At 73.4% G+C, this 22,266-nt stretch carries 20 protein-coding genes; 15 read left to right on the forward strand and 5 right to left on the reverse strand.

The window, feature by feature from the left end:
• Positions 1–123 precede the first annotated feature (123 nt).
• The 3 genes from G9H71_RS04160 (at position 124) to G9H71_RS04170 (ending at position 3,630) form a co-directional block, all read left to right on the forward strand.
• The gene (locus tag G9H71_RS04160) at positions 124–1,827 is read left to right on the forward strand and encodes an FAD-dependent oxidoreductase (RefSeq protein ID WP_166278207.1); all 1,704 of its coding nucleotides are present in this window, start codon (positions 124–126) and stop codon (positions 1,825–1,827) included.
• The gene (locus G9H71_RS04165; protein ID WP_166278210.1) at positions 1,824–3,257 is read left to right on the forward strand and encodes an ATP-binding protein; all 1,434 of its coding nucleotides are present in this window, start codon (positions 1,824–1,826) and stop codon (positions 3,255–3,257) included. The genes G9H71_RS04160 and G9H71_RS04165 overlap by 4 nt, the downstream gene beginning before the upstream one ends.
• A gap of 70 nt (positions 3,258–3,327) precedes the next feature.
• Entirely contained in the window at positions 3,328–3,630 is a 303-nt protein-coding gene (locus G9H71_RS04170) for a UBP-type zinc finger domain-containing protein (RefSeq protein WP_166278213.1), read from the forward strand.
• A 37-nt stretch (positions 3,631–3,667) separates the two neighbouring features.
• Here the strand turns inward: G9H71_RS04170 and G9H71_RS04175 are convergent, their stop codons facing one another.
• A complete protein-coding gene (locus G9H71_RS04175; protein ID WP_166278215.1) occupies positions 3,668–3,883 on the reverse strand; it encodes a DUF7661 family protein in 216 nt (71 codons plus the stop codon).
• 230 nt (positions 3,884–4,113) lie between these two features.
• On the reverse strand, positions 4,114–4,431 hold the full coding sequence (locus tag G9H71_RS04180) for a GNAT family N-acetyltransferase (RefSeq protein ID WP_166278218.1): 318 nt from the start codon (positions 4,429–4,431) through the stop codon (positions 4,114–4,116).
• A gap of 92 nt (positions 4,432–4,523) precedes the next feature.
• Between G9H71_RS04180 and G9H71_RS04185 the strand changes: the two genes are divergently transcribed.
• The 10 genes from G9H71_RS04185 (at position 4,524) to G9H71_RS04230 (ending at position 14,249) form a co-directional block, all read left to right on the forward strand.
• Entirely contained in the window at positions 4,524–4,769 is a 246-nt protein-coding gene (locus G9H71_RS04185; RefSeq protein WP_331272734.1) for a DUF2630 family protein, read from the forward strand.
• 261 nt (positions 4,770–5,030) lie between these two features.
• Complete coding sequence (locus tag G9H71_RS04190; RefSeq protein ID WP_331272735.1) at positions 5,031–5,591, forward strand: HNH endonuclease family protein; 561 nt, start codon at positions 5,031–5,033, stop codon at positions 5,589–5,591.
• A gap of 61 nt (positions 5,592–5,652) precedes the next feature.
• On the forward strand, positions 5,653–6,738 hold the full coding sequence (locus G9H71_RS04195; protein ID WP_166278224.1) for a TIR domain-containing protein: 1,086 nt from the start codon (positions 5,653–5,655) through the stop codon (positions 6,736–6,738).
• A gap of 147 nt (positions 6,739–6,885) precedes the next feature.
• On the forward strand, positions 6,886–8,439 hold the full coding sequence (locus tag G9H71_RS04200) for an alpha-lytic protease prodomain-containing protein (protein ID WP_166278227.1): 1,554 nt from the start codon (positions 6,886–6,888) through the stop codon (positions 8,437–8,439).
• Between the two features lie 204 nt (positions 8,440–8,643).
• Positions 8,644–9,249, forward strand: a complete 606-nt coding sequence (locus G9H71_RS04205) for an AIM24 family protein (protein ID WP_166279086.1) — start codon at positions 8,644–8,646, stop codon at positions 9,247–9,249.
• Between the two features lies 1 nt (position 9,250).
• Entirely contained in the window at positions 9,251–9,922 is a 672-nt protein-coding gene (locus tag G9H71_RS04210) for an AIM24 family protein (RefSeq protein WP_166278231.1), read from the forward strand.
• A gap of 33 nt (positions 9,923–9,955) precedes the next feature.
• A complete protein-coding gene (locus tag G9H71_RS04215; protein ID WP_166278234.1) occupies positions 9,956–10,705 on the forward strand; it encodes an AIM24 family protein in 750 nt (249 codons plus the stop codon).
• Positions 10,706–10,976: 271 nt separating this feature from the next.
• Positions 10,977–11,894 carry a LysR family transcriptional regulator gene (locus G9H71_RS04220; RefSeq protein WP_166278237.1) on the forward strand — a complete coding sequence of 306 codons (918 nt, stop codon included), beginning with the start codon at positions 10,977–10,979 and terminating at the stop codon, positions 11,892–11,894.
• 4 nt (positions 11,895–11,898) lie between these two features.
• Positions 11,899–12,885 carry a hypothetical protein gene (locus G9H71_RS23385; RefSeq protein ID WP_231134259.1) on the forward strand — a complete coding sequence of 329 codons (987 nt, stop codon included), beginning with the start codon at positions 11,899–11,901 and terminating at the stop codon, positions 12,883–12,885.
• A 140-nt stretch (positions 12,886–13,025) separates the two neighbouring features.
• On the forward strand, positions 13,026–14,249 hold the full coding sequence (locus G9H71_RS04230) for a pyridoxal phosphate-dependent aminotransferase (protein ID WP_166278240.1): 1,224 nt from the start codon (positions 13,026–13,028) through the stop codon (positions 14,247–14,249).
• 108 nt (positions 14,250–14,357) lie between these two features.
• Here G9H71_RS04230 and G9H71_RS04235 read toward each other — a convergent pair whose 3' ends face one another.
• Entirely contained in the window at positions 14,358–16,346 is a 1,989-nt protein-coding gene (locus G9H71_RS04235; protein WP_166278243.1) for a family 43 glycosylhydrolase, read from the reverse strand.
• Positions 16,347–16,800: 454 nt separating this feature from the next.
• On the opposite strand from G9H71_RS04235, the gene G9H71_RS04240 reads away from it, so the two are divergent.
• Positions 16,801–17,469: a dihydrofolate reductase family protein gene (locus G9H71_RS04240; protein ID WP_166278246.1), complete on the forward strand. Its 669-nt coding sequence runs from the start codon at positions 16,801–16,803 to the stop codon at positions 17,467–17,469.
• A 61-nt stretch (positions 17,470–17,530) separates the two neighbouring features.
• On the opposite strand, the gene G9H71_RS04245 is transcribed toward G9H71_RS04240, so the two are convergent.
• Positions 17,531–20,803 (reverse strand): BTAD domain-containing putative transcriptional regulator, encoded by a 3,273-nt coding sequence (locus G9H71_RS04245; protein WP_166278249.1) that lies wholly within the window; start codon positions 20,801–20,803, stop codon positions 17,531–17,533.
• Positions 20,804–20,957: 154 nt separating this feature from the next.
• On the opposite strand from G9H71_RS04245, the gene G9H71_RS04250 reads away from it, so the two are divergent.
• Positions 20,958–21,836, forward strand: coding sequence for an alpha/beta fold hydrolase (locus G9H71_RS04250; RefSeq protein ID WP_166278252.1), 879 nt, complete (start codon positions 20,958–20,960; stop codon positions 21,834–21,836).
• Positions 21,837–21,842: 6 nt separating this feature from the next.
• On the opposite strand, the gene G9H71_RS04255 is transcribed toward G9H71_RS04250, so the two are convergent.
• Positions 21,843–22,193 (reverse strand): hypothetical protein, encoded by a 351-nt coding sequence (locus G9H71_RS04255; RefSeq protein WP_166278255.1) that lies wholly within the window; start codon positions 22,191–22,193, stop codon positions 21,843–21,845.
• Positions 22,194–22,266: the final 73 nt, after the last annotated feature.

Here is a 22,266-nt window from a genome sequence, read left to right on the forward strand (position 1 = left end):
GCGCGGGCCGCTCCCGGTCACGCTCTCGGCGTACCGGCCGGGGGTCGCTGGACAGCGCGCCGCCGCGCTGATGGACTACCCCCGCCCTGATCAAGGGGCGGCAAGGCGAGGAAGGCGGGACCCATGACGCTGACGGCTCCTGAGACCGGACGCGAGTCTCACGAGCGGCCGGTGCTCCTCAGCGTCGAGGACGACCCCGGGGTGGCGCGAGCGATCGCCCGCGACCTGCGCCGGCGCTACGGCGACACCCACCGGGTGGTGCGGGCCGAGTCCGGGCCGGAGGGCCTGGACGCGCTGCGCGAGCTGACCGTGCGCGGCGACCGCGTCGCGCTGCTGCTCGCCGACCACCGCATGCCCGCGATGACCGGCATCGAGTTCCTCGAGCAGGCCATGGACCTGGTGCCCGACGCCAAGCGCGTGCTGCTGACGGCCTACGCGGACACCGACGCCGCGATCCGGGCCATCAACGAGGTCGACCTGGACCGCTACCTGCTCAAACCGTGGGACCCGCCGGAGGAGCGGCTCTACCCCCCGCTCGACGAGCTGCTCAAGGAATGGGCGGCGACGTCGAAGGCGCCGACCGAGGGGCTCACCCTCGTCGGGCACCAGTGGAGCGCGCAGACCCAGCTGGCCAAGGAGTTCCTCGCCCGCAACGGCATTCCCTACCGCCACCTCGACGTTCGCGGCGAGGAGGCCCGTCGGCTGCTCGCGGTCGCCCGGCTGGACGACACGCCGGACGAGCTGCCCGTCGCCTTCATGCCCGACGGGACCGTGCTGGCGCGGTGCACGCCGCGCGACCTCGCCGAGCGGGTCGGGCTGTCGACGGCAGCCGGCAGCCCGTTCTACGACGTGGTCGTCGTCGGCGGCGGCCCGGCGGGGCTCGGGTCCGCGGTCTACGCGGCCAGCGAGGGGCTGCGCACCCTGCTCGTGGAGCGCGCCGCGACCGGCGGCCAGGCGGGCCAGAGCAGCCGCATCGAGAACTACCTCGGCTTCCCCCGCGGCGTCTCCGGGGCCGACCTCGCCCAGCGGGCGCGCGACCAGGCGCTCCGCTTCGGCGTGGAGATCGTGACGACGGTGGAGGTGACGTCGCTGGAGTCCTCCGGCGAGGGGCGCAAGGCGCACTTCGCCGACGGCTCGGAGGTCGCGTGCCATGCGGTCGTGCTCGCGACGGGCGTCTCCTACACGACGCTCCCGGCGCCCGGCGTCGCCGAGTTCACCGGGCGCGGCGTCTATCAGGGAGCGGCCGCCCACGAGGCGCACAACTGCGAGGGGCAGGACGTCTACATCGTCGGAGCCGCCAACTCCGCCGGGCAGGCCGCACTGTTCTTCGCAAAATACGCTTCACGTGTCGTGATCGTGGCGCGCGGTGCGGACCTGCGCCGCAGCATGAGCGAATACCTCGTGGCCCGCATCGAGGCGTCCGACAACATCGTGGTCCGCACGTGCACGGAGATCGAGGCGGCCGAGGGCGGCGAGCACCTCGAGCGGCTGCGGCTGCGCGACAACCGCAACGACACCGTGGAGACCGTCGACGCCGAGTGGCTCTTCATCTTCATCGGCGCGAAGCCGCGCACGTCCTGGCTCGGCGAGGGGGTCGTACGCGACGAGAAGGGCTTCCTGGTCACCGGCCCGGACCTGCTCGACGCCCAGCGGCGGCCGCCCGCGGGCTGGCCGCTCGACCGCGACCCCTACCTGCTGGAGACGAGCGTCCCGGGGGTCTTCGCCGCCGGCGACGTCCGCGCGACCTCGATCAAGCGCGTGGCCTCCGCCGTCGGCGAGGGCGCCCTCGCCGTCAGCCTCGTGCACCGCTACCTGGAGGGGCTGTGACCGACCTGAGCACCAGCACCGCCCGCGTCAGCCCGGACGAGCTGCGCAAGCTCTTCCTGTTCGAGGCGCTGCCCGAGTCCAAGCTGGAGTGGCTCTCCGAGCGCGGGGAGCGCCGGACATACGAAGCGGGCTCCGTGGTCTACCGCGAGGGCGAGCCGGCGAGCTGCTTCTACTCCATGCTCGAGGGGCGCATCCGCCTGCTGCGCACGGTCAACGGCGAGGACGTCCTCATCAACGAGACGGACCACGTCGGGACCTACGCGGGAGCGATGAAGTCGTTCATCCCCGGGGCGGAGGAGGCCTACTTCAACTCCCTCGTGACGGTGGAGGCGAGCAGCTTCTATCAGCTGGACGCCTCGCTGTTCTCCGAGTTCATGCACGTGCACATGCCGATGGCCGTGCACCTGCTCGAGGGGCTCTACGTCGGCGTCCGCAACAGCGAGTCGGTCGTACGCCAGCGCGAGCACCTGGCCAAGCTCGGCACGCTGTCGGCGAGCCTTGCGCACGAGCTCAACAACCCCGCGGCCGCCGCCGGCCGGGCCACCGCGCAGCTGCGCGAGCGCGTCGACGGCCTGCGCCGGGGGCTGGCGATCCTCGCCGGGCCGCAGGTCGACCCCGGCGCCCTGCAGCGAGTGTTCGCCGCCCAGGAGTCGGCGGTGCGCCTGGCAAAGGAGGCGCCCCCGCTGAGCCCGCTGCAGCGCGCCGACCTCGAGGACGAGCTCGGCGAGCGCATCGAGGACGCCGGTGTCGACGGGGCCTACGACCTGGCCGCCGTCTTCGTCGGCGCCGGCCTGGGCACCGAGTGGCTCGAGGACGCGCTGGACGGCATGACCGGCAAGCTCGCGCAGAAGTGCCTGCGCTGGGTGGCGGACGCCCTCGAGACCGAGGCGCTCATGGACGAGATCGGCCGCTCGACCAGCGCGATCTCCGAGCTCGTCGCAGCAGTGAAGCAGTATTCGTACATGGACAGCTCGGCCGTCCAGGACGTCGACGTGCACGCCGGCCTGGAGAGCACGGTCATCATGCTCGGCCACAAGCTGCGCGCCGTGGAGGTGCTGCGCGACTACGCCGATGGCCTGCCGCACATCCCGGCCTACGGCGCCGAGCTCAACCAGGTGTGGACGAACCTCATCGACAACGCGGCGCAGGCGATGAACGGCCACGGGACCCTGACGTTGCACACCGAGCTCGACGGGGACGTCGTGCACGTCGACGTCGCCGACACGGGGCCGGGGATCCCGGAGCAGGTGCAGCCGCGGGTCTTCGATGCCTTCTTCACCACCAAGCCGCAGGGGCAGGGCAGCGGGCTCGGCCTGGACAACGCGCGGCGCATCGTGGAGCGCCGGCACAACGGCTCCATCGGCTTCACGACCGGGGACAGCGGCACGACGTTCCGGGTCACGCTCCCCGTGGCCCAGCGGCTTTCCTGAATCCCTCGACCCGCCCGCCCCTCCCGGCCCCGCTCCGCGGCCGAGAGCCCCGTCCGACAAGGAGAGCACCATGGCCGACCCGTCGAACTGCAGCCACCTCGACACCATCGACGCGTCCGTCGCGCCCAGTGCCGACGGGTGCGAGGACTGCCTGAAGCAGGACGGCTGGTGGGTCCACCTGCGGCTCTGCCGGTCGTGCGGGCACGTCGGGTGCTGCGACTCCTCCCCCTCCAAGCACGCCACCGCGCACAGCCGCAGCAGCTCGCACCCGGTGGTGCAGTCGTTCGAGCCGGGCGAGGACTGGCTCTGGTGCTACTCCGACGAAGTCGGCTTCACCCTTCCGGAGCTCACCCCGAGCCCGTCGCACAGCTGACCACCGGACAACCTAGGGCGGGGCGGCCGGCAGCGGCTCAGATGCGGCGCACCTCGCGCCCCGGCTCGCCCAGCTCGTGGAACTCGACCTCGAGGACGTCGGCCACCCTGTCCGCCGTCACCTCGGGCGGGATGACGACGTCGGGGTCCGGGCGGCGCACCCCGTCACCGAGCCGGTAGACCCGCCACTGCCCGCCGTCGCGGACGACCTCCAGCCGCAGCCGCCCGTAGACGTCGAACCGCAGGCGCTGCATGGGTTCATTGTGGGAGCGCGCGGACCGCAGTCAAGGGCCGGGCGGCCGATCTGCCCGATGGCGACGGGACCCGTGTGTGCGCGGTCGCAGGCCGTGACCCCCCGGTCGTGACGATGGGCCGGTCGTGACGATGGGCCGGTCGTGACGATGGCCCGGTCGTGACGATGGCCCGGGTGGCGAGTGACCCGGTCCCCGCGAGGGACCCGGGCCGCAGCGGGTGGCCGCGCCCGTCAGTCGGCGCTCCCGATGCGGGTGCGCGAGCTGTAGACGAGGTCGGCGTACTCCTGATGCTTGGCGATGTAGCTCTTGACGAACGGGCACAGCGGAAGCACCCTTCGCCCGTCGCGGCGCACGTCGTCGAGCGCGTCGTGGACCAGGCGCGAGGCCACACCCTGCCCCTCGTATCCGTGGAAGACCTCGGTGTGGGTGAAGACGACGAGGCCGTCGGTGAGGAGGTACTCGGCGACGGCCGCGAGCGGGCCGGACGCGTCCTCGACGCGGCCCTCGTAGCGCTTGTGCTCGGGCGAGTTCGAGACGGCGAGACGCATGACATCCCTTCGGACGGAGCGGGTTCCTCGACCGCAAAGCTCTCATGCCATACGGTCCGGACGACAGGCCCGCAGCCGGAGAGGAAGATCTCGTGGACGAGCAGTCGATCCTGCAGCAGGTGCACCAGCTCGTGGAGCAGGAGCACACGCTGCGCGCCCAGGTCGAGGACGGCACGATCAGCGCGGACGACGAGCGCGCGCGGCTCCAGCGGCTGGAGGAGGCGCTGGACCAGTGCTGGGACCTGCTGCGCCAGCGCCGGGCGCGCCGGGACGCCGGCCAGGACGCGGACGGCGCGGCGGTCCGGCCCGTCGGCGAGGTCGAGGGCTACCTGCAGTAGGCCCGTCCACTCGGACCGCGACGAGAACGGCCGATAGGGGCCGCAGGACGGCGTACCGGCGGGACGAGCCGCGCCACGACAGGAGGAGGAGCGGTCCTGCTCGGCCGATCTACCCGCGTCGCGCTGCTCGCCCTCGCGCTGACGGGCTGCTCCCTGCCCGACTACACGGCACCCGCTCCGGCGGCGCCCGCGCCGGCCGCGCCCACGTCCGGCGGGAGCGGGCCCGGCGGGAACGCGCTCGCGGCGCTCGACGCCCTGGTCGTGAAGGGCCGAGCTCCCCGGGCCGGCTACGACCGCGAGGAGTTCGGCCCGGCCTGGGCCGACGTCGACCGCAACGGCTGCGACACCCGCAACGACGTGCTCCGCCGCGACCTCGCCGAGGTGGCGACGAAGCCGGGCACCCGGGGCTGCGTCGTCGCCACGGGCACGCTCGTCGACCCCTACTCCGGCGCCACCATCGAGTTCGTCCGTGGCATGGGCACCAGCCAGGCCGTCCAGATCGACCACGTGGTCGCGCTCTCGGACGCCTGGCAGAAGGGCGCCCAGCAGTGGGACGAGGCGCTCCGCGAGGAGTTCGCGAACGACCCCCTGGAGCTGCTCGCCGTGGACGGCCGGCTCAACTCGGCCAAGCGCGACGGGGACGCCGCGACCTGGCTGCCGCCGGCCCGGCCGGCCCGGTGCGCGTACGTCGCCCGCCAGGTGGCCGTGAAGGCGAAGTACCGGCTGTGGGTCACCGCCGCCGAGAAGGCCGCGATCGGGCGCGTGCTCGCCGGGTGCCCGGACGAGCCGCTGCCCCCGTCGACAGTGGCCGCCCGCAGGTAGGCCCGAGCGTTGAACCGACCCCGCCCGGTGCCCTACGTTGCGCCGGGACGGGGAGGATCGGGTGAAGGACACCGGGCCGGACGAGGAGCCTGCGGGCTTCTGGAGCTACGCGCACGCCGACGACGACGGCGAGGACGGGCGCCTGACCCGGCTCGCCGGGCGCGTCCGGGCCGAGTTCGCGGCGACCACCGGCAGCGACCTCGTCCTCTTCCTCGACCGGGACGCGCTGTCCTGGGGCTCCCAGTGGCGCGCCCGCATCGACGCCGCCCTGCGCGCCACGACGTTCTTCGTCCCGCTCGTCACCCCGAGGTACTTCCGGAGCCCGGAGTGCCGGCGGGAGCTGCTCGGCTTCGCGGGCCACGCCGAGAGCCTGGGGCTGCGCGAACTACTACTTCCGGTGTACTACATCGATGTCCCGGGCCTGTCCGAGGACTCCGCGGACGAGGCCGTCGCGCTGGTCGCCGGGGTGCAGTGGGAGGACTGGCGCGGGCTCCGTCTCGAGGACGAGCACTCGTCGGCATATCGCAAAGGGGTGGCGCGCATCGCCGCGCGGCTGGCGGCCCTCGCCGCTGCGCGGGCGCAGGAGCCGCGCGGACACGTACGCCGGCTCCCCCGGCCGGCCGACGACCGGCGGCACGAGCGGCTGGCCCGCTGGCACGCCACGGCGAGCGGCTGGGCCTCGGCCCTCGCCGAGCTTGCCGCCGCGGCAGCCCAGGTCGCGTCGGTCGTCGATCGGTCCGCACCACGCCTGACCACGGCCACGACGGCCACGGAGCGCGAGGCCGAGGCCCGACGCCTGGCCCGCGAGCTGGTGCAGCCGGCGGAGCGGGTCTTCGCGTTGGGCAGCGGCCTCGCCGCTCGATCGGTCGAGCTCGCACCCGGCGTGCTGTCGACGGTGCGCGCGGCCGCCGACCAGCGCGACGACGAGGGGACCGGCTTCTTCTCGACGGTGCTCGGCCTCGCGGACGCGCTCGCGGAGCTCGCCGGAGAGGCCGCGTCCACCCGGCTCGTGCTGGGAAGGGCCCGGACGCTGAGCGATGAGCTGCACGGGCCGGTCGACCGCATCGCTGCGGGCATCCGCGGCATGGAGGACGCCCACACGGTGGTCGGGGAGTGGGCCCGGCTGGTCCGGCGGCTCCCGCGCTGACCCCGATCCCTGCGACGGGGGCTGCGTCAGGAAGCGAACGCGGCCAGCGTCACGCGCGGAACGGTGCCCGTCATCCGGTTCGCGCAGAGTTCTCGGTGTCAGGCCGCGGACAGGCCGCAGCCGACCACCCGGAAGCGAGCAGAGCCCATGAACCGCACGATCGCCCTCGTCGCCGCCGTCGCCGCCTCCACCGTCACCGTCCTCGGTGGCGGAGCCACCGCCGCCTTCGCGGCCCCCACCGCCGCCGTCAACCCGTTCCCCGGCCTGGGCAAGGTGCCCGCCGGTGCCGACAAGGCCCTCTTCGGCGAGCAGCTCGCCGACCGCCTCGGCGAACGCTCGGCCGGGTCGTACGTCGACGAGAAGGGCGCACTCGTCGTGACGGTCCTCGACTCCGCGGCGGGCGCCCAGGTGGAGGCAACGGGAGCTGAAGCGAAGCTCGTGAAGCTGAGTTCGGGTGACCTGGAGGAGGTGACAGAGTCGCTCAACGAGAGCGGCCAGGCGGTGGGCACCGCGTGGAGCACCGACGTCGCGACGAACCAGGTCGTCGTCACGGTCACGCCGGACGCGAAGGGCCCGGCCCTCGACGCCCTGCTCGAGGAGGCCCGTGAGCAGGGCGAGGCCGTCCGCGTCGAGCACGCCGCCGAGGCGTACGACACCTTCGTCGGCGGCGGGGACGCCATCTATTCGAACACCAGCCGCTGCTCGCTCGGGTTCAACGTGCGGCAGAGCAACGGCACGGACGCCTTCCTCACGGCCGGGCACTGCGGCCCGGTCGGCACGCCCTGGTACGCCTCCTCCTCGCGGACGCCATTGCTCGGCACGACAGCCACGTCGGTGTTCCCCGGCCCCGGCGACTACGCCGTCGTCCCGTACGCCGCGGGGGCGCCTGCCCGTCCCAGCGCGGCCGGCCCGCAGACCATCACCCGGGTGCTGGACGCCGCCGTGGGCCAGTCCGCCTGCCGGCGTGGCAGCACGACCGGGACGCACTGCGGCTCGGTCACCGGCCTCAACGCCACGGTGAACTACCCCCAGGGCACGGTCACCGGGCTCGTGCGCACCAACATCTGCGCCGAGCCGGGCGACAGCGGCGGCGCGCTCTACGCGGGGACGGCCGCGCTCGGCCTGACCTCCGGCGGCAACGGCAACTGCACCACCGGTGGCACGACCTTCTTCCAGCCCGTCAAGCCGCTGATGGCGCAGTTCGGGCTGAGCATCCCGGTGGCGAACCTCGTGCTCAACGGCAGCTTCGAGAACCCCGACGTCCCGACCGGCCTCGCCTACGGCTACTACTCGATCCCGGGCTGGAGCACCCCGTCCGGCCGCCCGATGGAGATCCAGGACCACGCCCCCGGCGGCGGTGACGCGGCCGACGGCCGGCAGCTGCTCGAGCTGGACGCCAACATCTCCACGACCGTCACACAGCTCGTCCCGACCACTGCGGGCCGGACGTACGAGCTGACCCTGTCCTACTCCCCCCGCCCGGGCGTCAGCCCGGTGGACAACACCATGCGGGTCTCCTGGAACGGCGGCAGCGTCAAGGACGTCTCGGCCGACGGGGCCGGCCTGACCGCTCCGAGCTGGCGGACGCTCACGACCACGTTCACCGCCACGAGCGCGCTGAGCACGCTGTCCATCGCCGACCTCGGCCCGGGCAACGGCCTCGGGATGTACGTCGACAAGGTCGTCCTCGCGGCGGTCTGAGCCCGCCCGTCCAGCACCATCGAGCACCAGCGACAGCTGGCGGGTGCCGCAGCCTCCGGGCTGCGGCACCCGTTCGGCGTGACCGGCGGATGTATCACCCGGCCCCCGCCCGCCTCCTCGACGTTGCTGTCCTGCTGGGGCAGACTGCGAGACCGCGCCCGCGAGGGCAGCGGCGGAGGAGGGAAACGAGTGGCGCAGTTCCGGATGAACGGTGCACGCGTGCTCGAGGCCCATCTGGCCGGGGACGCGGTCCGCGCGCTCACCGGCTCGATGGTGGCCTACGAGGGCAACGTGCAGTTCAAGAACGCCGGCATGGGCGGGGGCGGCGGCTTCAAGGCCGCGCTGAAGCGCAAGATGACCGGCGAGTCTCTCGAGCTGATGGAGATGGCCGGGCACGGCGTCGTCTACCTCGCGAGCGAAGGCATGGAGGTCGAGCTCGTCCAGCTCACCGGGGACACGCTCTCGGTCGAGTCGAGCGCGCTGCTCGCCATCGGCCCCAACCTGCGCACCGACGTGGCCTTCGCCGGGCTGCGCGGCGCAGCGTCCGGGCAAGGGCTCTTCACGACGACGGTGTCCGGCCACGGCGAGCTCGCCGTGCTGTCCGACGGGCCGATGATCGCGCTCGAGGTCTCTCCCGCGTACCCCCTCGTCGTGGACCCCGACGCCTTCATCGCGCACCGCGGGCAGCTCAACCAGACCTTCGTCACCGACGTGTCGTGGAAGTCCCTGATCGGCGAGGGCGGCGGCGAGGCCTACAGCCTGCGCTTCGACGGCTCCGGCGTCGTCTACATCCAGCCCGCGGAGCGTTGACGTGTCCAGGTTCGAGAAGGTCAACAGCAAGGTCGTCAAGGTCCAGCTCGGCGCGCCCGTCGTGGCGCGTCGCGGCTCGATGCTCGCCTACTCCGGGCAGATCGGCTTCACGCCGCACGGCGTGCCCGGCGGTATGGGCGGCGGCATGGGCGGCTTCGGCGGGCTCGCCGGCGGCCTGATGCAGCGCGCCGCGGGCGAGCACGTGTCGATGATGGAGGCGCACGGGCAGGGCGAGGTGCACTACGGCTTCCGTGGAGCGCACATCACGCTGCTCGACGTGGCCCCCGGCCAGCAGCTGCAGGTCGAGGCCGAGCGCCTCCTCGCGCACGACTCCTCGCTGCAGACGTCGACGGTCTTCCTCGGCTCCGGCGGCATCCGGCAGGCCATCAGCGGCGCGGTGACGGGCCAGGGCCTGTTCACCACGCAGCTGTCGGGCTCGGGGTCGGTGGCGATCCTCAGCCACGGTGGCACGATCGCGCTGCCCGTGACGCCACAGAGCCAGGTCGCGGTCGACCCGCAGGCCTACGTCGCCGCGCTCGGCCAGCTCAGCGTGGAGGTCGCGGCGAAGGTCGGCTGGCGCGACGCCGTCGGCAAGGGGTCCGGCGAGGCCATCCAGCTCAAGGTGACCGGGCAGGGCACGGTCTACGTCCAGGCGAGCGAGCGCAAGCTCTGATGTCGAACGCGCGGAAGCTCTAGGAGACCGACGATGGCACCCACGATCCTGAACCCGTCCACGCTGCCGAGCGACGACAACGTCAACCCCTACGCGTTCTGCATCGAGCTGCGCCAGCCGTGGTTCCTGCGCAAGGGCGCGATGATCGCCTACTACGGCCAGGCCAGCTTCGAGGGCCTGGCGCAGACCTCCCTCTCGGCGATGGTCGCCGCCCGCTTCTCCAGCCCGCTCTACGCCCAGCAGTGGGTCGTCGCCCAGGGCGTGGGCAAGGTGGTCATCGGCGACCGCGGCTACGACATCAACTCCTACGACCTCGACGCCGGCAACCTCACCATCCGGGCGGCGAACCTGCTCGGGTTCGAGACCGGCCTCGAGCTCAAGCAGTCGATCGTGCCGGGCTTCCTCACCCTCGTCGGCACCGGCAAGTTCCTCGCCTCCTCCAACGGCCCGGTGATCTTCGCCGAGCCGCCCATGCGGGTGGACCCGGAGGCACTGCTCGGCTGGGCCGACTGCCCGTCCCCGTCGCACCACTACGACACCGGCTGGATGCAGGGCTTCCTCGGCTCCATGGCCCACGCCGTGCTCGGCGTGCAGTCCGGCGAGGAGCGCCAGTTCGACTTCACGGGCGCGGGGACGATCCTGTTCCAGTCGACCGAGGTGCCGCGGCCCGACCCGGCCTACCTCGCCCAGCTCGAGAGCCAGGTCACGGGCCTCGGGGTGCCCGGGCTGCAACGGCTGCAGACCGTGATCGGACAGCGCCTCGCGGCCGAGCAGCAGCACTGAGGCGAGCGCGGGACGGGCGCGACCACGCCGTCACCGGCGGTCCAGCCCGTCCCGCGAGTCCGCTCCGAACAGCGGCGTGAGCACAGCGAGCAGGACGAGGAATCCCAGCACTACCAGCATTTCTACGGCCCTCCCGGCCTCTTCGACACCGTCCCGGCCGGGCGGCGTCCGCGTGCTTCCACGCTCCTCGCAGTGGCCTCGAACGACAAGCAATGAGTTCTGCACGACCTTTCAGCTGTGCTGCACGATCGAAGTGCTGCACCATGGGGACGTGCTGGACGTCCGCCGCCTCCGGGTGCTCAAGACCGTCGTCGAGTGCGGGTCGGTCACCGCTGCCGCGCACGCACTGAGCTACACGCCCTCCGCCGTCAGCCAGCAGCTCTCGGCCTTGGAGCGGGAGGCCGGGACCCCGCTGTTCGAGAAGGCCGGGCGGGGGCTGCGGCCGACCGCCGCCGGGACGCTGCTCGCCGAGCACGCCGGCGGGGTGCTCGCCCGCCTCGAGGAGGCCGAGCAGGCGCTGGTGTCGCTGCGCGCCGGGCAGGCCGGCCAGCTCAGCATGGTCGTGCTGCCCTCGGCGCTGTCCGGCCTGCTGCCCGCAGCGGTGGGCGAGTTCCGTCGCCGCTGCCCGCAGGTCAGCCTCGACCTGCGTCCGGGAGAGGCGGACGACGCCTTCGCCGCGCTGCGCTCGGGAGTTGCGGACCTCATCGTCGCGGTGCAGCCCGGCTCGGCCCGCGAGGTGCCCGACGACGGCCTGACCTACGTCCACGTCGTCGACGACTGCTACAAGGTCGTCCTGCCCAAGGCGCACCGGCTCGCGAACCGTCGGCTGATCGACGTGGCCGACCTGGCCGAGGAGGACTGGGTGACGACCTCCTCCTGCCCGGGCTACTGCCAGCTGCCGGTCTACGAGACGTGGGAGGCCGCGGGCTTCACGCCGCGCACCGGCATGGACGCCGACGACTTCCCGGCGGCGCAGGGCTACGTCGCCGCCGGCCTCGGCGTCGCGCTCATCCCGCGCATCGCGCTCACGAGCGTGCGCGACGACGTCGTCGTGCGCCGGCTGCGCGGCGACGAGCCGTTCCGCCGGATCTTCGCCGTCACGCGGCCGGCCTTGGCCGGCGACACCCGGGTCCGGCACATGGTCGAGTCGCTGCAGTCCGTCGTGGCGCCGCGGCTGGCGACGGCCTAGCGCGATGGCGGTCGACTTCCCCCGATGGCTGGCGGTCCCCGTGGCGTCGGCTGCCTTCCTCGGCGCTGCCCTCGTCAGCGCGCCGGGCGCGGCGGCGGACGTGGTCCAGTGGCCGGACGAGGCGGGCGACGGCGGCGTCGCCCAGGCGGACGTCACGGCGTACTCGCTCGGCGTCTTCGCCGACTTCACCGGCGGCAGCGTGCGGCTGGCGGCGTACGACGCCACCGCGGTGACCCGCCTCGTCATCAGCGTCTCGCTGGACGTGGACGCGGACGGCTCGGCCGACTACGTGATCTGGAAGTACGCCCGCCCCGGCCCGGTCGAGGTCATCCGCGAGTCCGACGCCGAGACCGTCTGCACCAACGGCTTCGCCGCCTACGACCCCGCAGCCTCGACGGTCTCGGTGTACGCCCCGAGCAGCTGTGTGGGCAGCCCCGCCTCGGCGCGCGCCCAGGTCTACGTCGGCGGCTACGCCCTGGCCACCGGGGCCGCGGACTTCGCCCCCGACGCCGACAGCTTCTCCCCCGCCGTGCGCGTGAGCCCGGCCTCGCCGCTGCAGCCGCCCGCGGCGACGCCCGCGCCCACGCCGGCTCCGCCCGCGCCCCCTGCGCCCACACCGACCCCGACCCCGACCCCGACAACGTCCCCCGTGCCGCCCGTCGCCCCGGAGCCCGGGACGGCCGCGCGGACGGCGCCGCGGGCCCGGGCGAGCGTGTCCTACAGCCGTGGCGTCGCGACGGTGTGCGTGGTGGCGCGCTCGGGCTCGGCCCCGCTGCGCGCGGAGCGGGTGCAACTGCTGACGAAGCCGCCCCGGGCCGCCGCCTGGCGCGCGGGGCCGGCGTACACGCTCAACCGCGTGGGGCGGGCGTGCGTCACGCAGCCGGCGGTGCGGGTCTGGCAGTACCGCTGGCGGGTGCTCGGCAGCCCGGCCGTCACCCCGGTGACGACCGGCACGGTGCGAGTGGAGCCGCGGCCCGTCCGGGAGCGCTGACGCGCCGCGACCGCGACGACCACGCCGGGGCGTACGAGCTGGCGTCCCTCGTGTGCCGCTCGTAGGCCAATGATCGACGGCTGGCCCGGCCGGCCCTTATGCACGCGACGCATGAGGACGTCGAGTGGGAGGATCAGGGCATGGAGGTCCTGCAATCTGCCAAGCTCGCCGATGTCCTCTACGACGTCCGCGGCCCCGCACTGACCCGGGCGAAGGAGCTGGAGAGCGCAGGGCACCGGGTCCTCAAGCTCAACATCGGCAACCCCGCGCCGTTCGGCTTCGAGGCGCCGCACGAGCTGCTCGAGGACATGATCGCGAACCTGCCGATCGCGCAGGGCTACAGCGACAGCAAGGGCATCCTCTCGGCCCGCCGCGCGGTGATGCAGTACGCGCAGAACAAGGGCTTCCCCAGCGTGGACGTCGAGGACATCTACCTCGGCAACGGCGTCAGCGAGCTGATCGTCATGGCGCTTCAGGGCCTGTTGGACAACGGGGACGAGGTGCTCGTCCCGGCGCCGGACTACCCGCTGTGGACCGCGTCGACAAGCCTGGCCGGCGGGCGCGCGGTGCACTACCGGTGCGACGAGTCCAACGGCTGGCAGCCCGACATCGAGGACCTCGAGTCCAAGGTCACCGACCGCACCAAGGCGATCGTCGTGATCAACCCGAACAACCCCACCGGCGCGGTCTACGACCGGCCGGTCCTCGAGGCCATCACCGAGGTCGCGCGGCGGCACGGGCTGCTGATCATGGCCGACGAGATCTACGACAAGATCCTCTACGACGACACGGTGCACACGTCGATCGCGTCGATCGCCCCCGACCTGCTCTGCCTGACCTTCAACGGGCTGTCGAAGGCGTACCGCGTCGCCGGCTTCCGGTCCGGCTGGATGATCGTCTCCGGCCCGAAGAAGCACGCGGCCAGCTACATCGAGGGGCTGGACCTGCTGGCCAACATGCGGCTGTGCCCGAACGTCCCGGCGCAGCACGTGATCCAGGCCGCGCTCGGCGGCTACCAGAGCATTCACGACCTCCTGCTGCCCGGCGGCCGGCTCCTCGAGCAGCGCGACCTCACGTGGAAGCTGCTCAACGAGATCCCCGGCGTCAGCTGCGTCAAGCCCCGCGGCGCGCTCTATTGCTTCCCGCGTCTCGACCCCGAGGTCTACCCCGTGCAGGACGACCGCCGGCTCATCCTCGACCTGCTCGAGGAGCAGCACGTGCTCGTGGTGCAGGGGACGGGCTTCAACTGGTTCGCCCCCGACCACTTCCGCATCGTGACCCTCCCCCGGGTCGAGCAGCTCGAGGACGCGCTCGGGCGCATCCGCAGCTTCCTCGAGGACCGCGACTGGAGCGCGCGCCGCTGACCGCAGCGTCCGGGTCCTGGGGTCGTTCCCACGACCCCAGGACCCGGATGCCGGGCGGTCAGTGGACGGGGCCCTCCACCCGTCGCCGACGTTGCCCGGGAAGTGCAGCTAGCTCCGCAGCCAGGGAGCAAGGGCGTCCAGCAGCGCGCCCCGCGCGGCCGCACTGATCTTGGCCGGTCGAGCGGCCGCGACCACGTCGCGCAGCCGCCTCAGGATGTCGATCGCCTCGTTCTCGTCGCCGTCGGCCTGTGCCGCACCGGCCGCGTCCAGCAGCGCGCGCAGGTCCCGCGCGAAGCTGCTCTGCACGCCTCCCGACGCCACGTGGGTGTCGAGGATGGCGTAGACGGGGTCCAGGCTGAGCCCGTGGGTGAGGTCCATCATCCCCTTCGACGCGGTCAGCGTGTAGTTCTCGCCGAACACGTTGAGCTGCAGGATGCCCACCTTGACGTTCTCGGTCGTGCCGAGGATGCGCACCCGGATCGCGTGCGTGAAGACACGGTCGAACGGCAGGTAGTCGACCGCGAGGGCGGTGGTGTTCTGGCTCTTGTCGACCAGCGGTGCCCACGCGTTGGCGTTGATGTCGAAGAACTCGACGGTGTACTTCACCGCGTTCCTCGCCGTGAAGGTCTGCCCGAGCTCCTTCCAGTTGATCTGGATCGCCGAGACGTGGAACGCGTTGCTCAACCCGACGACGAACGTCGGGGACGGGTCACCGTCGCGCGGCTCCCACCACGTGCTGAACGTCCGGTCCGTCGCGTAGTACGGCGTGCGGCCGGGCGCGTAGCTGCTGGCCCAGTACGCGTACGAGTTCGTGGCGAGGTTGTAGAGGCCGGCGTCACGGCTGGTGTTGCCGGCCGGCGGCGTCGCGGCGGGAGAGAGCTGCGGCGTGTTCGTGATGCGGCAGGAGATGTTGCCCCGGTCGTCCACCTCGCAGATGTCGATCCCCATCCGCCGCTCGAAGATCTCCTCGTACGCGATGACGTACGTGTAGAAGAAGACGAGGTTGCCGTCGGCGTCCTGGACGAAGCTGCCGTGGCCGGCGTCGGGATAGAGCGAGCTCGGGAAGTTGCCGCCGATGTCGTGGCCGATCGGGTTGTTCGCCTGCGGGACGAAGGGCCCGAGCGGGCCGCCCGTGGACTTGTAGACGCCGGTCGAGTACGTGGTGTGCTCGGTGCCGCCGGAGGCGACCTGGATGTAGTACTGCTGGCCGATCTTGAAGAGCTGCGAGCCCTCGACGTAGCCCAGGTTGTACATCTGCTTGCTGTCGCCGAGGTGCATCCACTCCTCGTGCGGGTCGAAGTCGACGACCACGACCGGCTCGGTCAGGAGGCGCGTCGGGTTGTTCGGGTCGAGCTCGACGCCCATGATCGGGGCGCCGATGTTGTAGGAGAGGTAGAGCCGGTTGGTGTCCTCGTCGAGGAAGAACTGCACGTCGCCGGGGCTGATCGTCTGGCCGCCGGGACGGGTGAAGCGGCCCAGCTGCGTCCAAGGGCCCGTGGGGCTGTCGGCGACGTAGACGGGCGAGTTGTTGCCCGCGAGGTAGTACTTGCCGTTCACCCGGACCGCCGTGGGGGCGGTCGGCCCGATGTTCATCTCATGCATCTGCCAGTTGATGTAGTCGGTGGTGGAGAACACCCACCGGTTGCTGTTCTGCATGCTGCCGGAGAGGTAGAGCCAGATCGTGCCGTCCCAGTTGACGGCCGAGAAGTCGGCCACGGTCCGGAACGCGTTCTCGCTGAGCACCCGGAACCCGGTCCTGGCCCGGCCCACGAGGTTGCGGCCGTCCGCCTCGACCCACTGCTCCTTCGCGAGGATCGGCAGCATCTGCGTGGAGTTGATGCCCGCGTCCGTGGCAGGCAGCGTGCTCGGGGTTCGGCGCACCTCCATCCACGGCAGGTTGATGGGGTTCACGTACGTCTTGCTCATGTCGACGGGAGCCGTCGCGTACTTGGGCTGCAGACGCGTGCCGACGGTCGTGTGCAGCGGTGCGGCGTGCGCGGTCTCGGCTACGAGCGGGACCGTGGCCGCGGCCGCCCCGAGGGCGGAGGCGCGCAGGAACGCGCGCCGCCCCATGCCTTCGCGGGTGTGGTCTTCCATGATCGTCCTCCAACGTCGTCGTTGTCGTGGGGGGTCGGAACGCCGGCCCCGCGCCCGGCCGGGTGGGCGCATGGTGTGCCACCGGAGCCAGCAGCCGCGGGGCGGTGATGCGACGGGGCCGGCGCAACGGCCAGGTGGGCGTAGCCGTCCTGGTTATCGAGTTAGCGTTCACATAGGAACGTCGGTCGCTCTCGCCGTTGCGATGTCGGCGACAGCCAATGCGCCGCGGCACGAATCACCGCGGAGTCTGCAGCATTGCGGTGTGGTAGGACCGCGGTGCCTTCTGGCCGTTTTGTCGTGCCGCCGAACATACTGAGGGGGCCCGGCAGCGTCAAGAGGCGCGTTCCGGCGCAGCCGGCCGCACCGCGGCCGGGCCCCGCTTCCACGTGCCCCGCCGATGGCTCCCGTGCCCGGCGGCCGTCCGTCCTCCTGACACCGACCTCCGGGAGGGCCGATGGCTCGCAAGCTGCTCGTCAACACGTTCGTCTCGCTCGACGGCGTCATGCAGGCGCCGGGTGGCCCGCAGGAGGACCCGACGGGCGGCTTCGACGTGGGCGGCTGGAGCGCACCGCACTGGGACGAGGTGATGGGCAGCGCCATGGCGGAGGCGTTCGGTCGGCCGCTGGACCTGGTCCTCGGGCGGCGGACGTACGAGATCTTCGCCGCGCACTGGCCCTTCGTGCACGACGAGACCGCCGACTGGCTGAACGCGATGACCAAGCACGTCGCGTCTCGGACGCTCTCGGCGGTGAGCTGGCAGGGGGCCCGGCTGCTCCCGGGCGACGCCGGCGACGCGATCACCGAGCTCAAGCGGCAGGACGGCCCTGACCTGATGGTGCAGGGCAGCGCCGACCTGCTGCAGACGCTCCTGCGGCGCGAGCTCGTCGACGAGCTGTCGGTCTGGACGTTCCCGGTGCTGCTCGGGCACGGCAAGCGCCTCTTCGGGGAAGGCACGCAGCCCGGCGCGCTCCGGCTGCTGCGCTGCGTTCCGTCGACGACCGGCGTGGTCATCAGCACGTACGCCGCGGACGGCGCCGTCCGGCGGGGCGACTTCCAGCTTTCTCAGCCCGGTGAAGCGGAGCTCGCGCGCCGGGAGGCGTTGCGCGCGGAGTCGGCGGCCTGACGCCCGCCTATGCAGCGCGCATCGGTGAAGCGCCGTTTGCCGATGTGCTCTGCATGGGTCGTCAATCGGCCTCGAGCTGTGCCAGTGCCTGCGCCGCGGCGGCCTCCCACCGCGCAGACCCGGCGCGCCGGGCGACCTCGACAGCCTGTCGGAAGTGCGCGGCGGCGTCATCCCGACGCCCGAGGGCCGCCGCCGACCGGCCGAGGAACTCCGCCACCGGGCCGAGGGTGACCAGCCCGCTCCCCGCCCCGGCCAGCTCGTCGGCGGCCGGCAGCAGCGCGGCGTACGACCGCTCCACCGCCGCGAGCTCGCCGAGCTTGACGGCGGCGAGCAGGTGCAGGCAGCTGCGGGCCTCGAAGAGCAGGTCCCGCGGCGACGTGGGTACCTCGTCCAGCGCCGCGCGCGCCGCCTGCCGGTCCCCGCGCGCGAGCAGGGCCACCGGGCGCACCCACTCCGCATAGGGGCCGCACTCCTCCGGCTCCCCGTCGCCGCCGTGCAGCGTCGCGAGCGCCAGGCCGAGGATGCCGTGCTCGACCCCGGCCATCCCGGCGCCGGTGAGCCTCGCCGCGGCGCGTCGGTAGGCAGCCTCCGCGGGCGCGCGCTCCCCGGTCACCGCGAGGCGGAGCGCGGCGTACCAGGCCGTGAACGTCCCTGCCGCGGGAAGGTCGTAGCGTTCAGCGATCCGGTCGACCGCGGCGGCATGCTCGTCGGCGGCGTCGAGATCGCCGAGCGCGCAGGCCGACTGCAGCAGGACCAGGTGCCCGAGCACCGCGAAGGGCGCGAGGCCGTCGTCCTCGCCGGCGACCTGCAGCAGCTGAGCGCCGATCGCCGCGCGCTCGGGCGCGAGGCCCGCCCGGGCGTACGCCTGCAGGAACCGCGCGTTGAGCGCGAGCGCCAGCAGCAGCGGGTCGTCGAGCCGTCGGGCCAGCTGCTCCGCCTCGTCGGCCGCGGCGCGGCCCCGCGGGGTCTCGTCGGCCCGCCGCTCCATCGCGACCGTGACGAGCAGCCGCACGCGCTCGGCGTCGGAGCCGGCGGGAAGCCGGACGAGGGCACGCTCGGCGACGTCGACGATCCGCGCGGACAGCTCGTCGTCGTCGTTGACCGGCCAGACCGCGGGCACGTCGAACGACCCGAGCACCGCGGCCACGAGGACCGGGTCGTCCAGCGACTCGACGGCGTCGAGAGCGGCGGCCCGGTGCCGGCGGGCCTCGGCGAGCCGCCCGGTGACCGCGAGCGCGCGCACCCGCCCCATCAGCGCCTCGAGCTGCCGGCGCGGCCCGCCCGACCCCCAGCGGTCGAGCGCAGCCAGCGCCTCGCCCCAGAGCCGGGCTGCCTCGTGCACAGCCGTGCGTCGCTCGGCGGAACGGGCGGCGGCCGCCGCGTAGTGCGCGACGTCCTCCGGCGCCGCCCGGCTACCCGCCCGCACCAGGTGGAACGCGACGGCCTCGACCTCGTCCGGCCGCTCACGCACGAGGTAGGCCCCCGCCGCCGCGTGCCACTGCGCGCGCCGGGCCTGCGGCAGCTCGTCGTAGAGGGTCTCCTGCACGAGCGCGTGCGCGAAGCGCAGCCGCTCGGCGTCCGACTCGACGAGGAACCCGGCGAGCAGCGCGGCCTCCACGGACTCCAGCACCAGCTCCTCGTCGCCGGCCAGTGCGGCCAGGACGTCGAGGTCGGGATCAACGCCGAGGACGGCGGCCTGGCGCAGATGCGTGCGGGCCGCCGCCGGCAGCCCGGCGAGGCGGTGACGCAGGACGTCGCGCACGCCGGGAGGCACCGACTGCAACGCTCCTTCGCCCTCCGCGTCCCACACGGCGAGCAGCTCGCGGACGAAGAACGGGTTCCCACCACTACGGACGTGCATCTGCCGTAGTGCTTCCGGCGAGAGTGGGCGCGCCCCGACCGCCGTCGCGAGCTGCGCGACCTGCTCGAGGCCGAGGCCCCCCAGGTAGACCCGCGTCGGCTCGTGGCGGGCCAGCCGGCCCAGCGCTTCGGTCAGCGTGGGCGAGAGCTCGGTCGACCGGTACGTCCCCAGCACGAGCAGGCGACCGGCGGCGGGCGCGGCGGACAGGGCCACGAGCAGCGCGAGCGCGTCGTCGTCGGCCCATTGCAGGTCGTCGAGGACGACGAGCAGCGGCCGGTCCGCCGTCGCGCGCGCGACCAGGCCCACCGCGGCCCGGGCGCGCGCGAACCGGGTGGGCAGTGGGACCGCGTCCTCCGGCCAGTCGACGCCCGCCTCGCGCAGCGCCTGCGCCCACGGCCACGCGGCCGGCGCTCCGGCCAGCTCCGGGCACTCTCCCCAGGCCACCGCCCAGCCCGCTGCCGCGAGCCGCCCTGCAGCCGCCCGCGCCAACGCGGTCTTGCCGGCTCCCGCGACGCCGGAGACCAGCGCCACGTGCGGACGCCCGTAGGCGAGCACCGCGGCGGCGGCGCGCTCCAGCTGCGCCAACTCGTCCGCCCGTCCCACGAAGACGGCGTTGTCGGGGCCGTTCAGGCCGCCCGGTGCGGCCGGCGCTGGGGCTTGGAGCAGCTCGACTGCCGGCGGCCGGGCGGCACCCGGCGGCGGCGCCACGAGGGCGAGCCGCGGTGACTGGGCCAGGATGTCGGCCTGCAGCTGCTGCAGCGCCGGGCCGAGGTCGGCCCCGACCTCGGCGCGCAGGACGTCGTGTGCCCGCCGCACGGCCGCCAGGGCGTCGGCCTGCCGGCCGCTGCGGTAGAGCGCGAGCGCCAGCAGGCGCCAGGCCTCCTCCCGCAGCGGATGGGCGGCGGCGTGCGCCTCCAGCCCCGGCACCGCCGCCGCCTCCCGCCCGAGCGCCAGGGCCGCCGCCGCGCGGCGCTCGACCGCCAGCAGCCGCAACTCGTCCAGCCGAGCGGCCTCGGCGCGCGCCCACGGCAGGTCCGCGAACTCCGCGTACGCCCCGCCGCTCCAGCTGCCCAGCGCCGCGTCGAGCACCGCGTGCGCCTCGGCCGCCTGCCCTCCGTCGAGCAGCGCGCCGGACCGCGCGACCTCGTCCTCGAACCGCCACGCGTCCACCGCGTCGGCGGCCGGCCGCAGCGCATAGCCGGGCGCCGCCGTGACGAGCAGGTGCGAGGGCGTACGCGGCGGCCGGGTCGGCTCGAGGGCCTTGCGCAACGCTCCGACGAAGGTCTGCACCGCGCCGAGCGCAGCCTCCGGCGGGTCCTCCCACAGATCGTCGATCAGCCGCCGGACGGGGACGACGCGGCGGCGCGCGACGAGCAGCCGGGCGAGCACGGCCCGGTGGCGCGGTCCCTTGAGGTCGAGCGGCCGGCCACCGTCGTACGCCTCGAGCGGCCCCAGCACGCGAAACGTCACCATCTCGGCCCGACCGTACTGCACCGGCAGCCGCTGCCCGCCGGCTCGGTTGACGCTGACCGCTGCCTCAGCGGACGCTGACCGGCTGCTGATCGGGCTGACGGATCGTGGTCCCACGGACGGCGAGCGCCGACGGCGAGCGGACAGGAGAAGGCAGATGGCACGGACGATCCCCGGGTTCCAGCAGCAGCGCGTCGAGGTCGCGGAGGGGGTCGCGCTCTCGGTCGCTGTGGCCGGGGCCGGCAGCCCGGTCGTGCTGCTGCACGGCTTCCCGCAGACCCACCTGATGTGGCGGCACGTCGCCGCCGACCTCGCGGCCGACCACACGGTGATCTGCCCGGACCTGCGCGGCTACGGCGCGAGCGACAAGCCGGCCGACACGGACGGGCAGGCGTACTCGAAGCGGACGATGGCCGCCGACGTCGTCGCGGTCGCGCGGGCGCTCGGCCACGACCGGTTCGCGCTCGTCGGCCACGACCGTGGCGGCCTCGTGGCGATCCGCGCGGGCCTCGACTTCCCCGACGTCGTCACGCACCTGGGCGCTCTCGACATCCTTCCGATGCTGGACTCGTGGGAGGTCCTGCACGGGACGTCGGCGGCCGTGGCGTTCCACCTCTACCTGATGGCACAGCCGCCCGGCCTGCCCGAAGCCATGATCTCCGCTTCAGCAGATGCGTTCTTCGGGTACTTCCTCGACATCTGGGCCAACGACCCTGACGCCATCCCCGCCGACGTGCGGGCGGAGTACCTCGACGCCTGCCGCGCCGCCGTGCCCTCGATCGTCGCCGACTACCGCGCCTCCGCCACTGTCGACCTCGAGCACGACGCCGCCGACCGGGACGCCGGCAGGAAGCTGGGCATGCCGGTGGCCGTGCTGCAGCAGGACTGGGGCCCCGGCTTCAGCGAGGCGGCCGTGGCGCGCTGGAGCGCGTGGGCGTCGGACCTCGACCACACCTTCGTCTCCGCCGGCCACTTCATGGCCGAGGAGGCGCCGGCGGAGGTGCTCAAGGCGGTCCGGGGGCTGCTGGCCCGCTGACGCAGCTCAGGACCACGTCCGGCGGGCGTGCACGAGCGCCCGCTCGGACGCGCCGTCACCGGCGAACGCGCCGCCGACCTCTCCGGTGGACGCGTTGACGACGAGGCTCGCGAGGGACGGCTCGCCCCGCCGGCGGCAGTCCTCGGACAGCAGGTCGAGAAAACGCCCCATGCCCTGCACCAGGTAGGGAAGGCCGAGCTCCTCGCGCAGCTCGCCGTACGTGAGGGTCTCGCCGGCGAGGGCGACCTCGACGAGGTGGGCGCGGGCCCGCGGGAGCCAGGCGAGGGCCGTCGGCGTGACGGTGGCGACCCGGCCGCCCACCACGACCTTCTCGCCGAGTCGCAACGGGACGTGCACGCGCACCATCCTGGCAGCGGGCGAGCGCGACCGCGCACCCGCTCTACCGGGCTTGCCCGAGCGGGTCGCCGCG

Origin of the sequence: Motilibacter deserti (assembly GCF_011250635.1) — a bacterium.
GTDB lineage: Bacteria > Actinomycetota > Actinomycetes > Motilibacterales > Motilibacteraceae > Motilibacter_A > Motilibacter_A deserti.

What these genes read in the sequence shown, in the direction of transcription:
- G9H71_RS04160 (WP_166278207.1), top strand. Translation starts at nt 124, where the DNA reads ATGACGCTGACGGCTCCTGAGACCGGACGCGAGTCTCACGAGCGGCCG.
- G9H71_RS04170 (WP_166278213.1), top strand. Translation starts at nt 3,328, where the DNA reads ATGGCCGACCCGTCGAACTGCAGCCACCTCGACACCATCGACGCGTCC.
- G9H71_RS04175 (WP_166278215.1), bottom strand. Translation starts at nt 3,883, where the DNA reads ATGCAGCGCCTGCGGTTCGACGTCTACGGGCGGCTGCGGCTGGAGGTC.
- G9H71_RS04180 (WP_166278218.1), bottom strand. Translation starts at nt 4,431, where the DNA reads ATGCGTCTCGCCGTCTCGAACTCGCCCGAGCACAAGCGCTACGAGGGC.
- G9H71_RS04200 (WP_166278227.1), top strand. Translation starts at nt 6,886, where the DNA reads ATGAACCGCACGATCGCCCTCGTCGCCGCCGTCGCCGCCTCCACCGTC.
- G9H71_RS04205 (WP_166279086.1), top strand. Translation starts at nt 8,644, where the DNA reads ATGAACGGTGCACGCGTGCTCGAGGCCCATCTGGCCGGGGACGCGGTC.
- G9H71_RS04215 (WP_166278234.1), top strand. Translation starts at nt 9,956, where the DNA reads ATGGCACCCACGATCCTGAACCCGTCCACGCTGCCGAGCGACGACAAC.
- G9H71_RS23385 (WP_231134259.1), top strand. Translation starts at nt 11,899, where the DNA reads ATGGCGGTCGACTTCCCCCGATGGCTGGCGGTCCCCGTGGCGTCGGCT.
- G9H71_RS04230 (WP_166278240.1), top strand. Translation starts at nt 13,026, where the DNA reads ATGGAGGTCCTGCAATCTGCCAAGCTCGCCGATGTCCTCTACGACGTC.
- G9H71_RS04235 (WP_166278243.1), bottom strand. Translation starts at nt 16,346, where the DNA reads ATGGAAGACCACACCCGCGAAGGCATGGGGCGGCGCGCGTTCCTGCGC.
- G9H71_RS04240 (WP_166278246.1), top strand. Translation starts at nt 16,801, where the DNA reads ATGGCTCGCAAGCTGCTCGTCAACACGTTCGTCTCGCTCGACGGCGTC.
- G9H71_RS04245 (WP_166278249.1), bottom strand. Translation starts at nt 20,803, where the DNA reads ATGGTGACGTTTCGCGTGCTGGGGCCGCTCGAGGCGTACGACGGTGGC.
- G9H71_RS04250 (WP_166278252.1), top strand. Translation starts at nt 20,958, where the DNA reads ATGGCACGGACGATCCCCGGGTTCCAGCAGCAGCGCGTCGAGGTCGCG.